The 17,823-nt window shown below is 54.6% G+C and carries 13 protein-coding genes; 5 read left to right on the top strand and 8 right to left on the bottom strand.

The genetic code is table 11. From position 1 onward, the window contains the following. Positions 1–6: 6 nt before the first annotated feature. The 8 genes from sufU to AC52W5_RS07485 all read right to left on the bottom strand — a co-directional run bounded on the left by sufU (position 7) and on the right by AC52W5_RS07485 (position 7,394). On the bottom strand, positions 7–489 hold the full coding sequence (gene sufU, locus AC52W5_RS07520) for a Fe-S cluster assembly sulfur transfer protein SufU (RefSeq protein WP_074972088.1): 483 nt from the start codon (positions 487–489) through the stop codon (positions 7–9). Continuing rightward, entirely contained in the window at positions 489–1,748 is a 1,260-nt protein-coding gene (locus tag AC52W5_RS07515; protein ID WP_495670545.1) for a SufS family cysteine desulfurase, read from the bottom strand. Before AC52W5_RS07515 ends, sufU begins: the two co-directional genes overlap by 1 nt. A 3-nt stretch (positions 1,749–1,751) precedes the next feature. Beyond that, positions 1,752–3,068 carry a Fe-S cluster assembly protein SufD gene (gene sufD, locus AC52W5_RS07510; protein ID WP_495670544.1) on the bottom strand — a complete coding sequence of 439 codons (1,317 nt, stop codon included), beginning with the start codon at positions 3,066–3,068 and terminating at the stop codon, positions 1,752–1,754. Beyond that, entirely contained in the window at positions 3,065–3,853 is a 789-nt protein-coding gene (sufC, locus tag AC52W5_RS07505) for a Fe-S cluster assembly ATPase SufC (protein ID WP_074972092.1), read from the bottom strand. Before sufC ends, sufD begins: the two co-directional genes overlap by 4 nt. Further along, positions 3,850–5,286 carry a Fe-S cluster assembly protein SufB gene (gene sufB / locus AC52W5_RS07500; RefSeq protein ID WP_074972094.1) on the bottom strand — a complete coding sequence of 479 codons (1,437 nt, stop codon included), beginning with the start codon at positions 5,284–5,286 and terminating at the stop codon, positions 3,850–3,852. Before sufB ends, sufC begins: the two co-directional genes overlap by 4 nt. Before the next feature lie 108 nt (positions 5,287–5,394). Then, complete coding sequence (locus AC52W5_RS07495; protein ID WP_074972095.1) at positions 5,395–5,739, bottom strand: HesB/IscA family protein; 345 nt, start codon at positions 5,737–5,739, stop codon at positions 5,395–5,397. Between the two features lie 67 nt (positions 5,740–5,806). Beyond that, complete coding sequence (locus AC52W5_RS07490) at positions 5,807–6,325, bottom strand: Rrf2 family transcriptional regulator (RefSeq protein ID WP_074972097.1); 519 nt, start codon at positions 6,323–6,325, stop codon at positions 5,807–5,809. Positions 6,326–6,749: 424 nt separating this feature from the next. Beyond that, positions 6,750–7,394 carry a TetR family transcriptional regulator gene (locus tag AC52W5_RS07485; RefSeq protein ID WP_495670543.1) on the bottom strand — a complete coding sequence of 215 codons (645 nt, stop codon included), beginning with the start codon at positions 7,392–7,394 and terminating at the stop codon, positions 6,750–6,752. 94 nt (positions 7,395–7,488) lie between these two features. Between AC52W5_RS07485 and AC52W5_RS07480 the strand changes: the two genes are divergently transcribed. From AC52W5_RS07480 to AC52W5_RS07460, 5 genes are all read left to right on the top strand, one after another. Next, complete coding sequence (locus AC52W5_RS07480) at positions 7,489–8,730, top strand: efflux RND transporter periplasmic adaptor subunit (protein WP_495670591.1); 1,242 nt, start codon at positions 7,489–7,491, stop codon at positions 8,728–8,730. Between the two features lie 34 nt (positions 8,731–8,764). Further along, the gene (locus tag AC52W5_RS07475; protein ID WP_495670542.1) at positions 8,765–11,881 is read left to right on the top strand and encodes an efflux RND transporter permease subunit; all 3,117 of its coding nucleotides are present in this window, start codon (positions 8,765–8,767) and stop codon (positions 11,879–11,881) included. Further along, the gene (locus tag AC52W5_RS07470) at positions 11,878–13,302 is read left to right on the top strand and encodes an efflux transporter outer membrane subunit (protein WP_081363429.1); all 1,425 of its coding nucleotides are present in this window, start codon (positions 11,878–11,880) and stop codon (positions 13,300–13,302) included. Before AC52W5_RS07475 ends, AC52W5_RS07470 begins: the two co-directional genes overlap by 4 nt. Positions 13,303–13,422: 120 nt before the next feature. Beyond that, positions 13,423–14,631 carry an efflux RND transporter periplasmic adaptor subunit gene (locus AC52W5_RS07465; protein ID WP_074972104.1) on the top strand — a complete coding sequence of 403 codons (1,209 nt, stop codon included), beginning with the start codon at positions 13,423–13,425 and terminating at the stop codon, positions 14,629–14,631. Next, positions 14,628–17,801 (top strand): multidrug efflux RND transporter permease subunit, encoded by a 3,174-nt coding sequence (locus tag AC52W5_RS07460; RefSeq protein ID WP_495670541.1) that lies wholly within the window; start codon positions 14,628–14,630, stop codon positions 17,799–17,801. Before AC52W5_RS07465 ends, AC52W5_RS07460 begins: the two co-directional genes overlap by 4 nt. Positions 17,802–17,823: the final 22 nt, after the last annotated feature.

The raw sequence follows: 17,823 nt of genomic DNA, 5'->3' as shown, positions 1-17,823 counted from the left end.
AAAAGCTCAGGCATCCCCTATCGGGGCGTGCATGGGATCATCCTCCGCTTCGGTTGAGGTAGTGCTGACGGAATTGAGCGCTGCGTGAAGCGTGTGCCATGGGAGAATCGCGCATTTGACGCGGGTGGGCAGGTCACGGACGCCGGCAAATACGGTGAGCCTTCCCAGATGGTGGGGGTGGGCAAGATCCAGCGTGCCCGTGGCCATGTCCCGGAATTCCTTGATCAGCATCTCTGCGTCTGCAAGGCTCTTGCCTTTTACAACGGTGGTCATCATGGATGCAGATGCCTTGCAGATCGCACACGACTCGCCATGGAACGCAATGCCTTCGATATGTTCCCCTTCAAGGTTCAGATCAATATCGAGGTGATCGCCACACAGCGGATTGTGCCCCACCGCATGATGGCTCGCCTTGTCCAGCTTGCCGTAATTGCGCGGCTTCCTGTTGTGGTCGAGGATGACTTCTTGATAAAGCGATTTCGTAATCATTAAACAAATATCTTTTGCACAGTACGAATGCCTGCGATGAAAGTATCTACCTCAGCCATTGTATTATAAAACGCAAACGAAGCGCGTGTAGTGGCAGGCACCTTGAGGCGCAGCATCACAGGTTGCACGCAGTGATGGCCGGTGCGAACGGCAACGCCTTCCTGATTCAAAAGCGTACCGACATCGTGCGGATGCACACCCGCCACCTCGAAGGACAGCACCGCGGTTTTTTTCGCTGCTGTGCCTATGATGCGCACTCCGGGTATCTGGCGCATCTGTTCGGTTGCGTAGGTGAGTAATTCAACCTCGTACGCGGCGATGGCATCGATACCGACACTCGACAAATAGTCCACGGCGGCGCCAAGCCCAATAGCGGCTGCAATGGGGGGAGTTCCTGCTTCGAACTTGTGCGGAATGGAATTGTAGGTGGTTCTTTCGAATGTCACCGACAGAATCATGTCCCCACCGCCTTTGAACGGCTGCATGCGCTCCAGAAGTTCCGCTTTTCCGTACAGAATACCGATGCCCGTCGGACCACACATCTTGTGTCCGGAAAAAGCATAGAAATCGCAGTCGAGATCCTGGACATCCACTTTCATATGCGGCGCAGCCTGTGCGCCATCCACCAGCACCGGAACACCGCGGGCATGCGCGAAGGCGATCATTTCCCTGACCGGATTGATCGTCCCCAAAGCATTCGATACGTGCATCACACCGACAAACTTCGTGCGTTCGTTGAAAAGCTTCTCGTATTCATCGATGAGAAGTTCACCGGCATCGTTGATAGGCACGACACGTATCCTTGCCCCTTTTTCTTCCGCCAGCATCTGCCACGGGACGATATTCGAATGATGCTCCAGCGTGGTCAGGATGATTTCATCACCCGCACCGATGAATTTGCGTCCATACCCGTGCATCACGAGGTTGATGGAATCTGTCGTTCCGCTGGTAAAAATTACCTCTCTGTCTTCACGCGCATTGATGAAGTGCTGCAATTTACGACGCGCCGCCTCGTACTCTGCCGTGGCAGTCTCGGATAAATAATGCACTCCGCGATTGATATTTGCGTGCTGGCTCGTCTGGTAACGCACCAGACGATCGATCACCGGCTCCGGCATCTGACTGGAGGCTGCATTATCGAGGTAGACCAGCGGCTTTCCTTCGACCTGAAGCTTCAGAATCGGAAAATCGGCACGCACACGTGCGACATCAAGCGTCGAATCAATCTGAGGTTGCAGCGTAGAATCTATGATTTTCATGGCTCAGTTTTTCTTGGTTTGTTCCAGCACTGTCTGTTCAAGCCGGTATTTGAGCGATGCGATGGGAATGCGATCAATGATCTCGGCGCCAAATGCATAAGTCAGCAGATTTCGCGCCGTAACTCCGGATAGGCCCCGGCTCTTGAGATAAAACAGCTCCTCGCTATCGAGTTGACCTACCGTGGCACCATGTGCGCACTTCACGTCATTTGCAAAAATTTCGAGTTGCGGCTTGGTATCGATACGCGCTTTCGCATTCAACAACAGATTGCGGCTGGATTGCGCGGAATCCGTGTTTTGGGCGCCCGCACGAACCATGATCTTGCCGTTGAACACGGCGTGTGCGCTACCATCAGCGATGCACTTATGCAACTGGCGGCTGGTACAGTTCGGTTTGGCATGATCTATGGAACTGTGCGTATCGGCCAGTTGCCTGCCGTTGATCAGCGCCAGCCCATCGATAGCGCACTCGGCTCCCTCAGCATCAAGCACTGTATTCAGGTCGTAGCGTGAAATGCGTGCCCCGAGTGCAACGCTCACAGAGCGGTAGCGGCTGGCGTGCGCCAGCGAAACAGCGCAGTTCCCGATATGAAATGCTTCGGTGCTGTCGCGCTGTACTCGGATATGACTGATCCGGGCATTATCTCCCACCGCGATCTCGGTCACGGCATTGGTCACATAAACTGCTTCATTCAGGCTGACGTAATCCTCGAGAATGGTAACCTCGCTTCCCGCTTCAGCGATGAAAAGACAGCGGGGATGGCTCGCCACCTCCGGTTGCGTTGCAATGAGCAACACGTGCACGGGTGTATCGATCGCTGCACCGCGTGGTACGATGACCAAAGCGCCATCGTGCAGGAATGCGGTATTGAGCGCCGCGAACAGATTATCTTCGAATCGCGCATACTGAGCCAGATGCGGCTCTATTGCCTCCGCATTCGCTGTTATCGCCGACGACAGATTGGTGACGATCAACCCGCGGTTTCCGAGGCGTTCTGCCGGAGTAGAAAGGTGCGGCATGTATTTGCCGTCGACAAATACGAGTCTGATGGCAGCTTCCGCCACGGAAAAATGCTCGACATCAGCGGCCTGCAGCGCTGCTGCAGCACGAGCGGGCTGGAATGATTGCCGGGCAAGCGGCGAGAGATCAGTAAAACGCCACTCCTCATCACGTGTTGTGGGTAGCTTCAGCCTCCCCGCATGGTCGACTGCATTTGCCCGTAACTGGTTGAACCAGGCAAGAGGACTGGCTGGCAGCCGCGGTTGTCCTTGAAGCAGGCTTTCGAGATAGGTGTTGCTATTCACGAGACTCATGCTCATGCGCTTGCCGGAGCACGTCGCTCAACCCCTAACCAATCATAACCCCGCGTTTCGAGATCGAGCGCAAGCTCTTTGCCGCCTGTTTTAACAATGCGTCCACCGCGCATTACATGCACGTAATCCGGTTCGATATAGTTGAGCATGCGCTGATAATGGGTTACCAGAATGATTGCGTTGTCCTTGTTTGCAAGTTTGTTTACCCCATTGGTAACAATCCTCAGGGCATCGATGTCGAGACCGGAATCCGTCTCATCCAGGATAGCCAATCGTGGTTCCAGCAGCGCCATCTGCAATATCTCGTTGCGCTTCTTCTCGCCGCCCGAAAAACCTTCGTTAACGCCGCGATCCAGAAAATTGGGATTCATTTCCAGCAATTTCATTTTCTCGCGCACGAAATCCTCGAATTCCAGCGGATCAAGTTCGTCCTTTCCACGCTGCGACTGCAGGGTATTGTAGGCAAGGCGCAGGAAATGGCTGTTGGAAACGCCGGGTATCTCGATCGGATACTGAAAGGCAAGAAATACGCCCGCACGCGCCCGTTCTTCCGGTTCGAGATCGAACAGATTCTGGCCTTCAAACAATACCGATCCCCCGGTAACCTGATAGGCGCTGTGCCCGGCAAGCACCTTGGCGAAAGTGCTCTTGCCCGAGCCGTTCGTCCCCATGATGGCATGCACCTCACCGCTTTTGACGATGAGGTCAACGCCTTTGAGTATCTCTACGCCATCGACTGCCGCTCGCAGTCCGCTTACTTCCAGAATCGTTTTGCTGTCCTGATGAATCATCCAACACTTCCCTCCAGCTTGAATCCAAGCAGTTTTGTCGCTTCGACCGCAAACTCCATCGGCAGTTGCTGAAATACATCTTTGCAGAAGCCATTGATAATCATGGAAACCGCTTCTTCATTGCCGATGCCACGCTGTGCAAAGTAGAACAATTGATCTTCGCCGATTTTTGACGTTGATGCTTCATGCTCGACCTTGGCATTCTGGTTACGCACCTGAATGTAGGGAAAGGTATGCGCTCCGCATTGGTCTCCGATCAGCATCGAATCGCACTGTGAATAGTTGCGCGCGCCGCTGGCGGTGGGAGCAATCCTAACCAGGCCGCGGTAACTGTTATTGGAATGTCCGGCTGAAATACCCTTGCTGACGATGGTGCTGCGGGTATTTTTCCCGATATGGATCATCTTGGTGCCGGTATCCGCCTGCTGATAGTTATTGGTTACCGCTACCGAATAAAATTCGCCTACGGAACTTTCCCCCTGTAGTATGCAGGACGGATATTTCCAGGTTATCGCGGAGCCCGTTTCAACCTGCGTCCACGAGATGCGCGAGTTGACGCCTTTTGCCAGACCCCGCTTGGTTACGAAATTATATATGCCGCCCACCCCTTTCTCGTCACCCGCGTACCAGTTCTGTACCGTCGAATATTTGATATCGGCATTGTCGAGTGCAATCAGTTCGACCACCGCGGCGTGCAATTGATTGGTATCGAACCTGGGGGCCGTGCACCCTTCGAGATACGACACGGACGATCCTTCCTCTGCAACGATCAGAGTGCGCTCGAATTGCCCGGATTCTTCCGTATTGATGCGGAAGTAGGTCGACAGATCCATCGGGCACTTGACGCCTTTCGGAATGAAGCAGAAAGTGCCATCCGTAAAAACGGCCGAGTTGAGTGCTGCATAGTAGTTGTCACCCACGGGCACCACCGTACCGAGATACTGCTTCACCAGTTCGGGATAAGCGTGCACGGCTTCGGAAATGGAGCAGAAAATGATTCCCACCTCCGCGAGCTTCTGCTTGTAGGTGGTGGCTACGGATACGCTGTCAAAAATTACATCAACCGCCACGCCCGCCAAAGCCGCGCGCTCATGCATGGGCACCCCCAGCTTCTCAAAGGTACGAAGCAGCTCAGGATCGACTTCATCCATGCTGTTGAGCTTCTTTTTCGGCTTGGGCGCAGCGTAGTAGCTGATCGCCTGAAAATCGATCTGCGGATACTTGACATTAGGCCATGCCGGCTCTTCCATCTTGAGCCATTGCTGATAGGCTTTGAGCCTGAAATCAAGGAGCCATGCGGGCTCGTTTTTCTTGGTCGAAATGAGCCGGATAGTATCTTCGTTAAGGCCTTTTGGCGCGACATCCGACTCGATTTCGGTAATGAAACCGTGTTTGTATGGCTGATTGACCAGATTCTGTAAGACTGCACTCATGAGATTCGCTCCAATATCGGAATGTCTTTTCTTTTAGTAGAGGACAATCCTTTGCTACGAATACTGCCGCTCCTGTTATCCCGGTTTCCGGCACCCACTTCCAAGTGGCTAAACCTTGGCCGGTTCTTCTTTCACACTGAAGCTTTCACCGCAGCCACAGGTATTATCCACGTTGGGGTTCTCAAACCTGAATGATTCGTTCAGCCCTTCTTTGACAAAGTCAATTCGTGAGCCATCAAGAAATGGCAGAAAATCGACATCAACCACTACATGAGCGTTACAGGACTCGAACATCCGATCACTCTCGCGCAGCTCATCTGCATAAGCATAGGTATAGGCAAATCCGGAGCACCCCACCTTCTTGACCCCGACTCGCAGGGCCAATCCCTTGCCCCGCTTCGCGAGCTGCTTCTGAATCTGTTTCGCTGCGTTTTCAGTCAGTTTTATTGCCATCGCCATTCTCCACCTGCCCCATGCGATTATGACAACGAAAGTAAGCGTTCGGCATTCAAAATTGGAGTCAGGCAGAAATTACAGCGCGACTCCGGTCGGGCATGACCTTTTCAGGCGCAACCTTTCGCATATCCAGCATCTGCACAACACCCGCCTCTCTTGCCTTCCGCCATTCCTCTCTTTCCCTCTGCTCATCGACCAGTTGTTTCAGCGTGACTGCGCCAAGATGGTCGAAAATCAGTTCGTTGAGTTTTGTCCACAAGTCGTGCGTCATGCATTTCCTGTCGTTGTGGCAATTCTCCTTTCCATTGCACTGGGTTGAATCGATAGGCTCGTCAACCGCGAGAATGATCTCGGCAACCGACACTTGCCCCATGTCTTTCGCAAGACAATAGCCGCCACCCGGGCCTCTTACACTATCGACAAGTCCGCGGGAACGCAGTTTGGCGAACAATTGCTCAAGATAAGATAGCGAGATTTGCTGACGCTGGCTGATTTCCGCAAGTGTCACAGGACGCGTCCGACGTTGCAGCGCGAGATCGAGCAACGCCGTTACTGCAAACCGTCCTTTGGTTGTTAGCCTCATGATGAACTCCTCTTTGCTCTCGATGGATTCATGGATTAAGTAGATAGGTTCAGAAATATCTTAGTCAGCAGAAGTCCAATAGACGACTGATTTAGTCAACTATAAGATACCTGATTGATTTAGTCAACTATACAGGCATCATTTCTGAAAATATACAATGCGGGAATGAATCCTCTATCGATATCAAATCGCTATCGATAGAATAGCGGAGTTCCGCAACGAACCCGTCGTATCATATTGCCCGACGAAGTCTGACCGGCCAGAAATCCTATGAATCCCGTCATTCCGGGCCTGACCCGGAATCCCGGCCAGATCAATAATGGCATGCTTTGAACGTCACTGAATACTGGCTTCCGTCGGCATGACGTTCGCGTTCGTACTATTTGCTCACCGAATCATCAATAATGACTTCATTCCATGCGATTCAGGGATAGCGAACAGTCCGCTCAGGGGAGACGCGGCGTAGCCTCATATGCGCCTCCACCAGTTCAATAGCCTGGTGCCGGAACTGATTTCCCTCTGTATCCTTCACCCACATGTGCAACAACCCGATAAAGAACAGATGGGTATCAATGGCCAGTTGCACCGGATCGTGAGATGAATGCAGTAACTCCTGAGCCCTGGCACGTTCGTAAACCAGCCTCAACTTCTCCGAAATACGCGCACAGTTGAATAAAATCTGCTGCAAGACCATGGCGAATTCATCCACGTACTCGCACTTGATCATCATGATTTCGTATATCTGGCGGGTCTCCTTGCTATCCGCCAGCACCTGGATCGTGCCGCACAGGAAATTTTCGATACAGGTGAGAGGATCGTCCACGCCTTCAACCAGCAGGGTATCGTCCATGCGATCGATGAGAGGCAGGAATACCTGCTCGCGCATGGCCTGAATCAGATCGATTTTATTGTTGAAATGCCAGTAGATCGCTCCCCGCGTGACGCCGGCCTCGCGCGCGATATGCTCCATGGTGGTACGGGCGACACCTCGCTCCAGAAAAACCTGGCGCGCCGCATCTATAAGGCGCTGCCGTGTTAATTCCGCATTTTCCTTGGTTTTTCGGACCATGTACGAATCGCTCTTTACATCTGTGAAGGTTGGTTTATAATTTACATACATACACGTATGTATGCAAGTTCCAAATTTAGCTGCACGGAGCATGATGACAGCCACGCAGGATTATAAAAGCAAACCCGGCAGCTCTTTAATGTTCAGCCAGGGAAAAACGCCCGGCCTGCTGCACGCCGTCATGCGGCTTGCCATAAGCATTGCCGCGGGCATCGTCCTGATCGTTACGGTGCCGGGCTGTGGCAAGAAGCCTGAAACGCCCCCTCATCCACCGGCCCTTCCCGTAAGTGTAATCGAGGTTCAACCTACCAGCGTACCCATCAGCGCCGAAGCCGTGGCCCAGACCGAAGGCGCTAAGGAGGTCGAAATACGTCCCCGCGTGGGGGGCATTCTGCTCAAACGCCTGTATGAGGAAGGCGCGGCGGTAAAAGCGGGTCAGTCTCTGTTTCTGATTGATCCGGTACCCTACCGATATGCGCTTGCTCAGGCGAAGGCGCAACTGGCAGAACAGAAAGCACGCATCATTCAGACCGAGCGCGAAGAAAAACGCCTGAAAGACCTGCTGGATACGCAGGCAATCAGCCAGCGCGAGTATGATAACGCGGTCTCCGATAACGCGATTGCGCATGCCGCGCTCCAGCAGGCCGAGGTGCGCGTGCGCGATGCGGAACTCAGTCTCTCCTATACCTCTGTAACCGCCCCGGTCAACGGCATTTCGGGCCGCTTCCAGTTTTCGGAAGGCGCGCTGGTGGAAGCCAACAACAGCCTTTTGACCACGCTGGTGCAATTGTCGCCGATCTGGGTGCGTTTCAGCCTGTCGAGTAACGAACTGATGCAGCTCGGCGGTCCCCTGACGGAGAAAAAAGTAAAACAGGTGACTTTGATATTGCCGGACGGCTCGGAATACGAAAAGAAAGGGGAACTGAATTTCGCTGCCAGCCAGATCGACCCGCTGCTGGGCACGCAACAACTGCGCGCCACGTTCGAAAATGTCGGACAGCGATTGCTGCCGGGACAGTTTGTCAGGGCGAAAGTGGTCATTGGCCAACGTGACGGTGTATTCCTCGTCCCACAGAGCGCAATACAAACGTCTGACCGCGGTCAGTCAGTGTATGTGATCAACGAAAAAAACGAAGCGACTCTGCAGCCGGTGATTACCGGGAAGTGGATGGGTACGGACTGGGTAATCCTTGACGGACTCAAAGCCGGCGATAAAGTCATTGTCGATAACATCATCAAGCTTCGTCCCGGCTCGCCCGTTTCCCCTCACGCGCCCGGAGAAGCACCGGGAATATCCCCTGCCCAGCTGGATTCCGGTTCCGGCAAAGCCGCTTGAGCAAAAAACCGGGCGGAAAACCCCCGGATAAATCATGACCAGATTTTTTATTCTGCGACCGATATTTGCGTCGGTTATCTCCATTATCATCGTCCTTGCCGGCCTTGCCGCCGCCTTGCAGCTCCCCATTGCGCAATATCCGGAAATCGCGCCGCCTACGGTGCTCATAACCGCGACCTATCCCGGTGCCAGCGCTGAAACCTTGACCAAAACAGTGGCCGCTCCTATCGAAGAGCAATTGAGCGGTGTCCAGGATCTTTTATATTTCAGCTCAAGCGCCGACTCCAGCGGAACGCTGACCATTACTGCAACGTTCGAGGTCGGCACGGACGTTGATCAGGCTACTTTCAATATCAGTAACCGCGTAAATATCGCGCTTCCGCGATTACCGGATGAAGTGCGCCGCACCGGCCTGAAAATTGAGAAGCGCTCCAACGACATCCTGATAGTTTTCATGCTGATCTCGACCGAGAAAGGCAAATATGATCCGCTCTATCTCAGCAACTATGCCACGCTCAACATAATGGATGAGCTGAGGCGTACGGATGGAGTGGGTGATGCCACTGTCTTTGGCGGCCAGGATTATTCCATGCGCATCTGGCTGCATACCGATCGCATGGCCCAACTGGGCGTGACTACCACGGACATCACTGCCGCTATCCAGGCGCAGAACGCGCAATATGCTGCCGGCAAGATCGGTCAGGAACCGGCTCCGCCTGACCAGCAATTGATTTACACCGTAAATGCAAGAGGTCGGCTGATAACACCTGAACAGTTCGGCGATATCATTTTGCGCGCGGATGGCCCGCGCGGGGTCCTCTACCTCAAGGATGTCGCCCGTATTGAACTGGGGGCGCAAAGCTATGATGTTCGCACGGCCTTGAATGGTCAGCCTGGCGCCGGCATTCCCGTCTTCCTGCAACCCGGGGCGAATGCGCTCGACACGAAAAACGCGCTGGTCGCCAAAATGGAAGAGCTGAAGAAACACTTTCCGGAGGGAATGGACTACGTAGTGCCGTACGATACCAGTCTGTTCGTCAAAGCTTCGATGTGGGAGGTGGTCAAGACGCTCGGCGAAGCGATGGCGCTCGTTCTGCTGGTTGTTTATCTGTTCCTGCAAAGCTGGCGCGCCACGCTGATTCCCATTATTGCCGTGCCCATTTCCCTCGTGGGCACTTTCGCCGGATTGTGGGTATTCGGCTTCTCCATCAACACCCTTACACTTTTCGCCATGGTGCTTTCCATTGGCATTGTGGTGGATGATGCAATCGTCGTATTGGAAAATATCGAGCGGCTGATGGACGAAGAGAAGCTGCCGCCGCTGAAAGCTGCCATTCGCTCCATGGAACAGGTCGCAAGCGCGGTGGTTGCGATTGTCCTGGTACTGTGCGCGGTATTTGTACCGGTCGCATTCATGGGGGGAATCGCAGGTGAATTGTATCGCCAGTTCGCAGTCACCGTGGCCGTGGCGGTAACCATTTCCGGCCTGGTGGCACTGACCTTGACGCCTGCCTTGTGCGCTATTCTGCTCAAGCATACCCACGGTGAATCCCGGTTCTTTCTTGCGTTCAACAGCGGTTTTCAGCGGGTGACGAATTTTTATATCCGCATGGTCAATATCACGCTGCGCCATAAGGTTATCGGTGCCTTCGTATTCCTGGGCATCATTGCCTTATCGGCCTATCTGTTCAAAACAGTACCGGAAAGTTTCGTGCCGCCGGAAGATCAGGGCTATGTCGTCACCGCAACCATCCTGCCGGATGGAGCTACGCTCGCCAGAACAACGAAAACCGCGGAGTCGGTTCGGGCGGGCATTGCGGATGATCCAGCCGTGGCCCATCAATTCGTTGTAAACGGCTTCGATCTGATCGGTGGCGGAAATAAAACCAGTTCTGCTACCATGTTCGTCGCATTCAAGGACTGGTCGGAGCGGAAGGCAACAGCGGAGGATATCATCCAGAAGCTGATGGGTATCGGAATGCAGCAGCCGGATGGAATCGCGATCTCCTTCAACCCGCCCACCATCCGCGGGCTGGGAACCGCAGGCGGCTTCGAAGTCTATGTGCAAAGCCGGGGGGGCGCTAATCCGGTTCAATTATCCACAGTGGTGAACAACCTTATCGCTGCACTGAACCAGGAACCGAGGCTGGCCGGCATCAATACCTTCTTCCGTCCCACCGTGCCGCAATTCTTCATTGAAGTGGATGAGGAAAAAGCGATTTCTCAGCAAGTGAGAATCGCGGACATTTACGCCACGCTGCAAAGTACGATGGGTTCGCTGTATATCAACGATTTCAATTACTCCGGTCGTACCTACCGGGTGCAAATGCAGGCAGAACCGCAATACCGGATGCATCCCGAGGATCTCGGCAGGGTGTATGTACGCTCACAATCCGGCGCGATGGTGCCCATGTCCGCCCTCAGCAAACTCAGCACCATTGTGGGCGCGGAGCAGCTCGAGCGCTACAACGGCCTCCTTGCCGCAAAAATTCTGGGAGGCGGCGCACCTGGTGTAAGTTCAGGCGACGCTATCCGGCTTGTAGAGGAGATTGCGGCAAAAAATTTGCCCGATGACTACCAGATTGCGTGGACGGGACAGGCTTATCAGGAAAAGCGGACCGGCTCAGCCGCAATTTTTGCCTTCAGCTTCGCGATCATAATGGTATTTCTCATTCTTGCTGCCCAGTTCGAGACCTGGGCCCTGCCGCTCGCCGTTATCATGGCGGTGCCTTTTGCTCTTGCGGGCGCCCTGCTTGCCGTTTTGGCCCGAGGCATGCCGAACGATATCTATTTTCAAATCGGCCTGATCACGCTCATCGGCCTCGCTGCAAAAAATGCCATTCTGATCGTCGAGTTTGCTACGCAGAAAATGGCTGAGGGTCTGCCTGTGGCACAGGCAGCGGTTGAAGCGGCGCGTTTGCGTTTCCGGCCCATCGTCATGACGTCCATGGCTTTTGTGCTGGGTATCGTGCCGCTGCTGATCGCCACGGGGGCAGGGGCTGCCGCGCGTCGCTCCATGGGGACCGGCGTGTTTGGGGGAATGCTGCTTGCCACTTTTGTTGCAACAATATTTATTCCCTTGTTTTTTACGTGGCTTTCGCGCAAAAATAAAGGTAGGCCAGTCGAAAACCTGTCGCAGGAAACATCATGAAAAACATCGTGGCGAGCCATCGTGGCATGAGAGAGCGCCTGCGGAGCAGGATGGGGTTGTTGCTCTCGACTCTGCTCCTTGCATCCTGCGCAATGGGACCTGACTATATTCGCCCTCATATCGAAACATCCGAAAAGTTTCGCATGGCGCAGACGGAAGGGCAATCCATTGCGAACCTGTCCTGGTGGGAATTGCTGCATGATAATCAACTGCAACAGCTCATCCGTCTCGCGCTGGCCCAGAACAAGGATCTCAAGCAGGCGGTAGCAAGCGTTGAAGAGCTGGAGGCACGCCTTGCTACTGCACGCATGGATTTCCTTCCCAAGATGGACGCAAATGCCAATGCACCTGCTTTCGGAACCCTTGGAGGATTCAAATTCCCTGGATTTCCCACACCTTACAGCTATTTCGGACAGGCGACCCTGAATTGGGAAATTGATATCTGGGGTCGCATTCGCCGTTCGAACGAAGCCGCCCTAGCTGACTTGATGGCGCGGGAAGAAAACCGGCGCGCTGTGGTCCTGACCCTGGTAAGTTCGGTAGCGCAGGCGTATTTCGATCTCCTGCAATTCGATATGCAGATGGGTATTGCGCGCAATGCCCTGCACTCATGGGAGGAGTCGGTGGCGCTTGCGCGAGCCCAACTGCGGGGAGGTGTCATTTCCAGGCTTGACCTCGACCAGTTCGAAGCTGAGCGCGCAAATGCAGCCACCCGGGTGGCAGAACTGCAACGGCTGACTGCCCAGAAGGAAAACGAACTGAGTGTATTGGTGGGGAGAAATCCGGTTTCGATAGAACGGGGACGCTCTCTCACGGAGCAGTTGCTAGCGCCAGAGGTGCCAGCCGGACTTCCTTCTGAACTGTTGCAGCGCCGCCCCGACATCCTGCAGGCGGAACAAACCCTTGCAGCGGCAACCGCCCGGATTGGCGCAGCCAAGGCGGCGCGATTTCCCAAGCTCAATATTACCGGTTTCCTGGGCGTGGCAAGTCCGGCGCTGTCCAATCTCCTCCTTTCAGGGAGCGAATTCGGGGTAGGCGGGTTGGGTCTGGCTGTTCCATTGATCAACGCGCAGGCTTTAGGGATGGAGCAGCGCGCAGTGGAAGCACAGGCCAGGCAGATGCTTGCCCAGTACGAACAAACCATACTGCTCGCCTTCAGGGAAGTCGAGGATGCCCTGATCGCGGTAAGCACCGCCAACGAGCAGCGCAAGGCGCAGGAACAGCAGGTGAATGCACTGCGCTCGGCTCTGCATATCGCCGATCTGCGGTATAAGGGTGGTATTACCAGTTACGTGGACGTGCTGCTGGCCAAACGTAACCTGTTCGATGCCGAATTTGCGCTTACGGCAACCCGCCGCCTCCATCTGATATCCGTGGTCCAGCTTTACAAGGCACTCGGCGGCGGATGGACGCCTGTCTGACGGCATCGGGAACAGTCTGGCGATCCGAAACCTGGCCCGCCATAAAAAAATACAGATTATCATCACCCTCAATCAGCTTATTGTTGCTCCTCCCTTTTCCGCAGCCGACAGGAGACGTACATGAATCTGTCTCGCCCGTGGTTCCTTTCCAGCGGCGTATCTGTCGCCTCTCTAGCCGCCGGACTCATCCTGATCTCCTTTGCCGGTTGTTCCCAGAAAGCATCCCCTCCTCCCCAAGCTGTCCCCGAAGTGGAGGTGATTACCGTCACCACGCAAACTGTTCCCGACGAGCCTGAGTTTATCGGGCAAACACAGGCTTTTCGTCCCGTCGAGATTCGCCCGCAGGTAACGGGAATAATCAAGAAAGTTTTTTTTACAGAGGGGACAAATGTCAAGAAGGGCAACAAACTTTACCTGATCGATCCGGTACCCTTCGAGGCGAACTATTTCAGCGGAAAGGCGAGAGTCGCGCAGGCCCAGGCTCGCGTCGTTCAGGCAGAGCAGGAAGAAGCGCGCGTAAAACCGCTGCTCGAGGAACAGGCTGTCAGCCGCAAGAGTGTCGATGACGCAGTCGCGGAAACACTGGCAGCCAAAGCAGGGCTGGAGGCGGCGCAAAGTGATCTGATCAGGGCGAAATTCGATCTGGACAATACGATCATCACAGCCCCGGTAAACGGACGGATAGGACGCAGCCATTTCTATGAAGGGCGCCTGGTATCCGCCCAGACAACTCTGCTCACCACCATCGACCAGCTTGATCCCATGTACGTCAATGTCAATGTTCCCGAAAGCTATCTTCTCAGAAGGCGGCGTGAGCTGGCGGAGAAGAAAGTGCAAAGGCCGGATATTTTCCAGTTGCGGGGAGTGATCACCTTTTCCGATGGAAGCGTGTACCCGCAGGAAGGCGTGCTTGATTTCTCCGACGTATCCATACGACCGGAAACCGGCACGCTGGAGGGAAGATTCACGTTTCCGAACCCGGAAGGAGGTTTTTCTCCGGGACAATCCTATTTTTATCCGGGACAATTTGTTCATGTCCGTGTCAAGGGATATATCCGGACAGAGGCGATCCTGATTCCGCAACGGGCTGTGCAACTGGGACCCCAAGGTTCCTTCGTCTATATCGTCGATGCCGAGAGCAAGGCCCAGTCCCGACCCGTCACAGCGAGCTCATGGCATGGCAAAGACTGGTTGATCGAAAACGGCCTTCGCCCAGGCGAGCAAGTGGTCGTGGAAGGATTACACCGGATCCAGCCAGGAAACCCGGTGAAGGCCATCCCCTACAAAGAGGATCGCTCCGCGAGTGAAATGAGCAGGAAATCGTCATGAACTCCCGCTTTTTTATTGATCGTCCAATTTTCGCGTCCGTCCTCTCCATCATTATTGTCGTGGTGGGGCTCGTTGCGCTGAGAAGCCTGCCGATCGCGCAGTTCCCGGAAATCACGCCACCCATGGTGCAGATCGACGCCGATTATCCCGGGGCGAGCGCAGAAGTTGTTGCGGAATCCGTCGCGCGCCCCATCGAGGTCCAGCTTCCGGGTATCGATAATCTTCTTTATTACGAATCCACCAGCTCGAACGACGGACATATGACCATGAAGCTCACGTTCGAGATCGGAACGGACGTGGATATCGCGCAGGTCCAGACACAGAACAGGCAGCGCCTTGCCGAACCGCAACTTCCGGACGAAGTCGTGCGCCAGGGTATCACCGTGAAAAAAACCTCGCCTGATCTTCTGGCGGTCATTGCCCTGAGTTCTTCCGACCCACGGCACGATACCATTTACCTCTCGAACTACGCGCTGCTGCGGGTTCTTGACAACGTCAAGCGCCTTCCGGGCGTAGGGGATGCAATTATCTTCGGCAGCCAGAATTACTCCATGCGGCTGATCCTGGATCCTGTCCGCATGGCGCAACTGGACCTCACTCCCACCGATATCGCGGCTGTGGTACGTGAGCAGAACCGGGATTTCCCTGCTGGCAGAGTAGGACGGGAACCTTCGCCCAAGGGAACAGAGCTTACCATTCCGGTCATTACCCAGGGTCGCATGAGTGAAGTGAAGGAATTCGAGGATATGATCGTAAGGGCGTATCCCGATGGTTCCATGGTGCGAATGCGGGACGTAGCGCGAGTGGAACTGGGGGCGCAATCGTATGATCTCGAAGGGAGATGGAACGGAAAGCCCAATACCTTTCTTCTGACTTTTCTTGCCCCCGGCGCCAACGCGCTCGATACGGTTCACCGGGTGCGCCAGGAAATGGACAAGCTCGCGCGCAGTTTCCCAGCGGGCGTCTCCTACGACATACCCTATGACACTACCATATTCATCGACGTTTCCATCAAGGAAGTCCTGAAGACGCTGATCGAAGCAACGCTCCTTGTCATACTGGTCGTTTTTGTTTTTCTGCAAAGCTGGAGAGCGACGATCATTCCAGCAGTCGCGGTTCCTATTTCACTGATCGGAACCCTGGCGGGAATGGCAGCGCTTGGGTTTTCAATCAATACCCTGACTCTGTTCGGCATGGTGCTTGCAATCGGGATCGTGGTGGATGATGCGATCGTCGTGGTGGAAAATGTCGAGCGGCATATGCAGGAGGGGTTGCTCCCCAAAGAGGCGGCCAGGATCGCCATGGATGAAGTGGCGGGCCCCGTCATTGCCATCGTCCTGGTGCTGGGGGCGGTGTTTGTTCCGGTCGCCTTTTTGGGTGGAATCACCGGCGAATTATACAAACAGTTTGCGATTACCATCGCTCTGTCCGTTGCGATATCGGGCTTCGTGGCGCTTACTCTGAGTCCCGCGCTCTGTGCGCTTATTCTCAAGCCGGGGCATGGGGAGCCCGCAAAGTACTGGAAGCTGTTCAACCGGTCGTTTGACTGGATGCAGACACGCTATACAAACGGCGTCGGGATGATATTGAAACGATCCATGATCGCTCTCTGCATTTTTGCCGTCATGATATTCGTCCTCCTTGGCCTGTTCAGAACGGTCCCCGGCAGTTTTCTCCCGGAAGAAGATCAGGGCTATTTCATTACCGTTGTCCAGTTGCCGGACGGTGCTTCCAAGGAACGCACGATTGATGTATTGAGCAAAGTAGAGCAATACTTCCTGTCGATTCCAGCGGTACACTCAACAGATGCGCTGGCCGGGCAGAACTTCGTGTTCGGCACACGGGGAGCGAATCAGGCGACGATGTTCGTTCCGCTCCAGTCCTGGGATACGCGCAAGAGTGCCGGGGAGCATGTCACCGGCCTTATCGCATCCGCCTTCCAGGAGTTTGCAAAGATACCCGAAGCGCTGATTCTTGCCTTCAATGCCCCATCCATCCGGGGACTGGGCTCCACTGGAGGCTTCTCCCTGCAAGTACAGGATCCAAGCGGAGGGGATTTCACGGAATTTGCCGAGATTACCCAGCAGTTCATCACCAAGGCCGTGGAACATCCTGCTATCGCCGCTGCCAGCACCAATTTTCGCGTAAGTGCGCCCCGGCTTTACGCTCGCGTGGACCGGGAACGTGCCAAAGCCCTGGGGGTGCCGATTTCTGAAGTCTTCGACAGCATGCAGGCTTATTTCGGTAACCTTTATGTCAACGACTTCGTGAAATATGGCCGCATCTATCGCGTCCAGACAGAGGCTCTGCCGGAGTACCGATCGAACCCGGACGATATCGAGAAGATTTACGTGCGTGCACAGAACGACAAAGGCCACGTCATGATTCCACTGAATTCGGTGATCACCACCGAATTCACCAGCGGGCCTGATCCCGTCACCCACTTCAACGGATTCAATTCCGCACTCGTGCTGGGCGGCGCCGCGCCCGGCTACAGCTCGGGGCAGGCCCTCGATGCGCTGGAACAGATCGCAGATGAGGTATTGACACCAAAAGGTTATACGATCGACTGGAGCGGAATATCCTTTCAGGAACGCCAGGCAGGAGGGAAATCGGTTCTGGTATTCGCCTTCGCCTTGCTCATGGTCTTTCTGGTGCTGGCCGCCCTTTACGAGAGCTGGTCAGTTCCGCTTGCAGTGATTCTTGCAATCCCGTTCGGAATTTTAGGCGCATTACTGGCTATCTGGGTTCGTGAATTGACCAACGATATCTATTTCCAGATCGGACTGGTGACATTGATCGGATTATCCGCGAAGAACGCGATCCTGATCGTGGAATTCGCCAATCAGCGATATGCGAATGGGGAACCCCTGCTCGATGCGGCGCTGGAGGCCGCACGGCTTCGTTTCCGTCCCATTATCATGACTTCCATGGCTTTTATCCTGGGCGTGTTTCCGCTGGTGATCGCTTCCGGCGCAGGCGCCGCCAGCCGGAATTCCATCGGGACGGGTGTTTTCGGGGGAATGCTGGCCGCGACCTTTCTTGCCATCTTTTTCGTGCCTCTCTTTTTCGTAGTGATAAGAAAAATGACCCATCGGCGCAGCCAACCAGGGGTTGGAGCGTCCCATGCGACATCGGGTAATCCTCCTTCCACCGTTGAAAACGAGTGAGCATGCGGAACGAACGGCATAT

The sequence above is a fragment of the Nitrosospira sp. CT genome (assembly GCF_059489795.1).
Note: the sequence above shows the minus strand (reverse complement) of the source record. Positions and strands in the feature narration are given on the sequence as shown.

Coding starts and splice junctions, on each gene's coding strand:
- AC52W5_RS07480 (WP_495670591.1), top strand. CDS start 7,489: ATGACAGCCACGCAGGATTATAAAAGCAAACCCGGCAGCTCTTTAATG.
- sufB (WP_074972094.1), bottom strand. CDS start 5,286: ATGAGTGCAGTCTTACAGAATCTGGTCAATCAGCCATACAAACACGGT.
- AC52W5_RS07495 (WP_074972095.1), bottom strand. CDS start 5,739: ATGGCAATAAAACTGACTGAAAACGCAGCGAAACAGATTCAGAAGCAG.
- sufC (WP_074972092.1), bottom strand. CDS start 3,853: ATGATTCATCAGGACAGCAAAACGATTCTGGAAGTAAGCGGACTGCGA.
- AC52W5_RS07475 (WP_495670542.1), top strand. CDS start 8,765: ATGACCAGATTTTTTATTCTGCGACCGATATTTGCGTCGGTTATCTCC.
- AC52W5_RS07485 (WP_495670543.1), bottom strand. CDS start 7,394: ATGGTCCGAAAAACCAAGGAAAATGCGGAATTAACACGGCAGCGCCTT.
- AC52W5_RS07490 (WP_074972097.1), bottom strand. CDS start 6,325: ATGAGGCTAACAACCAAAGGACGGTTTGCAGTAACGGCGTTGCTCGAT.
- AC52W5_RS07465 (WP_074972104.1), top strand. CDS start 13,423: ATGAATCTGTCTCGCCCGTGGTTCCTTTCCAGCGGCGTATCTGTCGCC.
- sufD (WP_495670544.1), bottom strand. CDS start 3,068: ATGAGCATGAGTCTCGTGAATAGCAACACCTATCTCGAAAGCCTGCTT.
- AC52W5_RS07515 (WP_495670545.1), bottom strand. CDS start 1,748: ATGAAAATCATAGATTCTACGCTGCAACCTCAGATTGATTCGACGCTT.
- AC52W5_RS07470 (WP_081363429.1), top strand. CDS start 11,878: ATGAAAAACATCGTGGCGAGCCATCGTGGCATGAGAGAGCGCCTGCGG.
- AC52W5_RS07460 (WP_495670541.1), top strand. CDS start 14,628: ATGAACTCCCGCTTTTTTATTGATCGTCCAATTTTCGCGTCCGTCCTC.
- sufU (WP_074972088.1), bottom strand. CDS start 489: ATGATTACGAAATCGCTTTATCAAGAAGTCATCCTCGACCACAACAGG.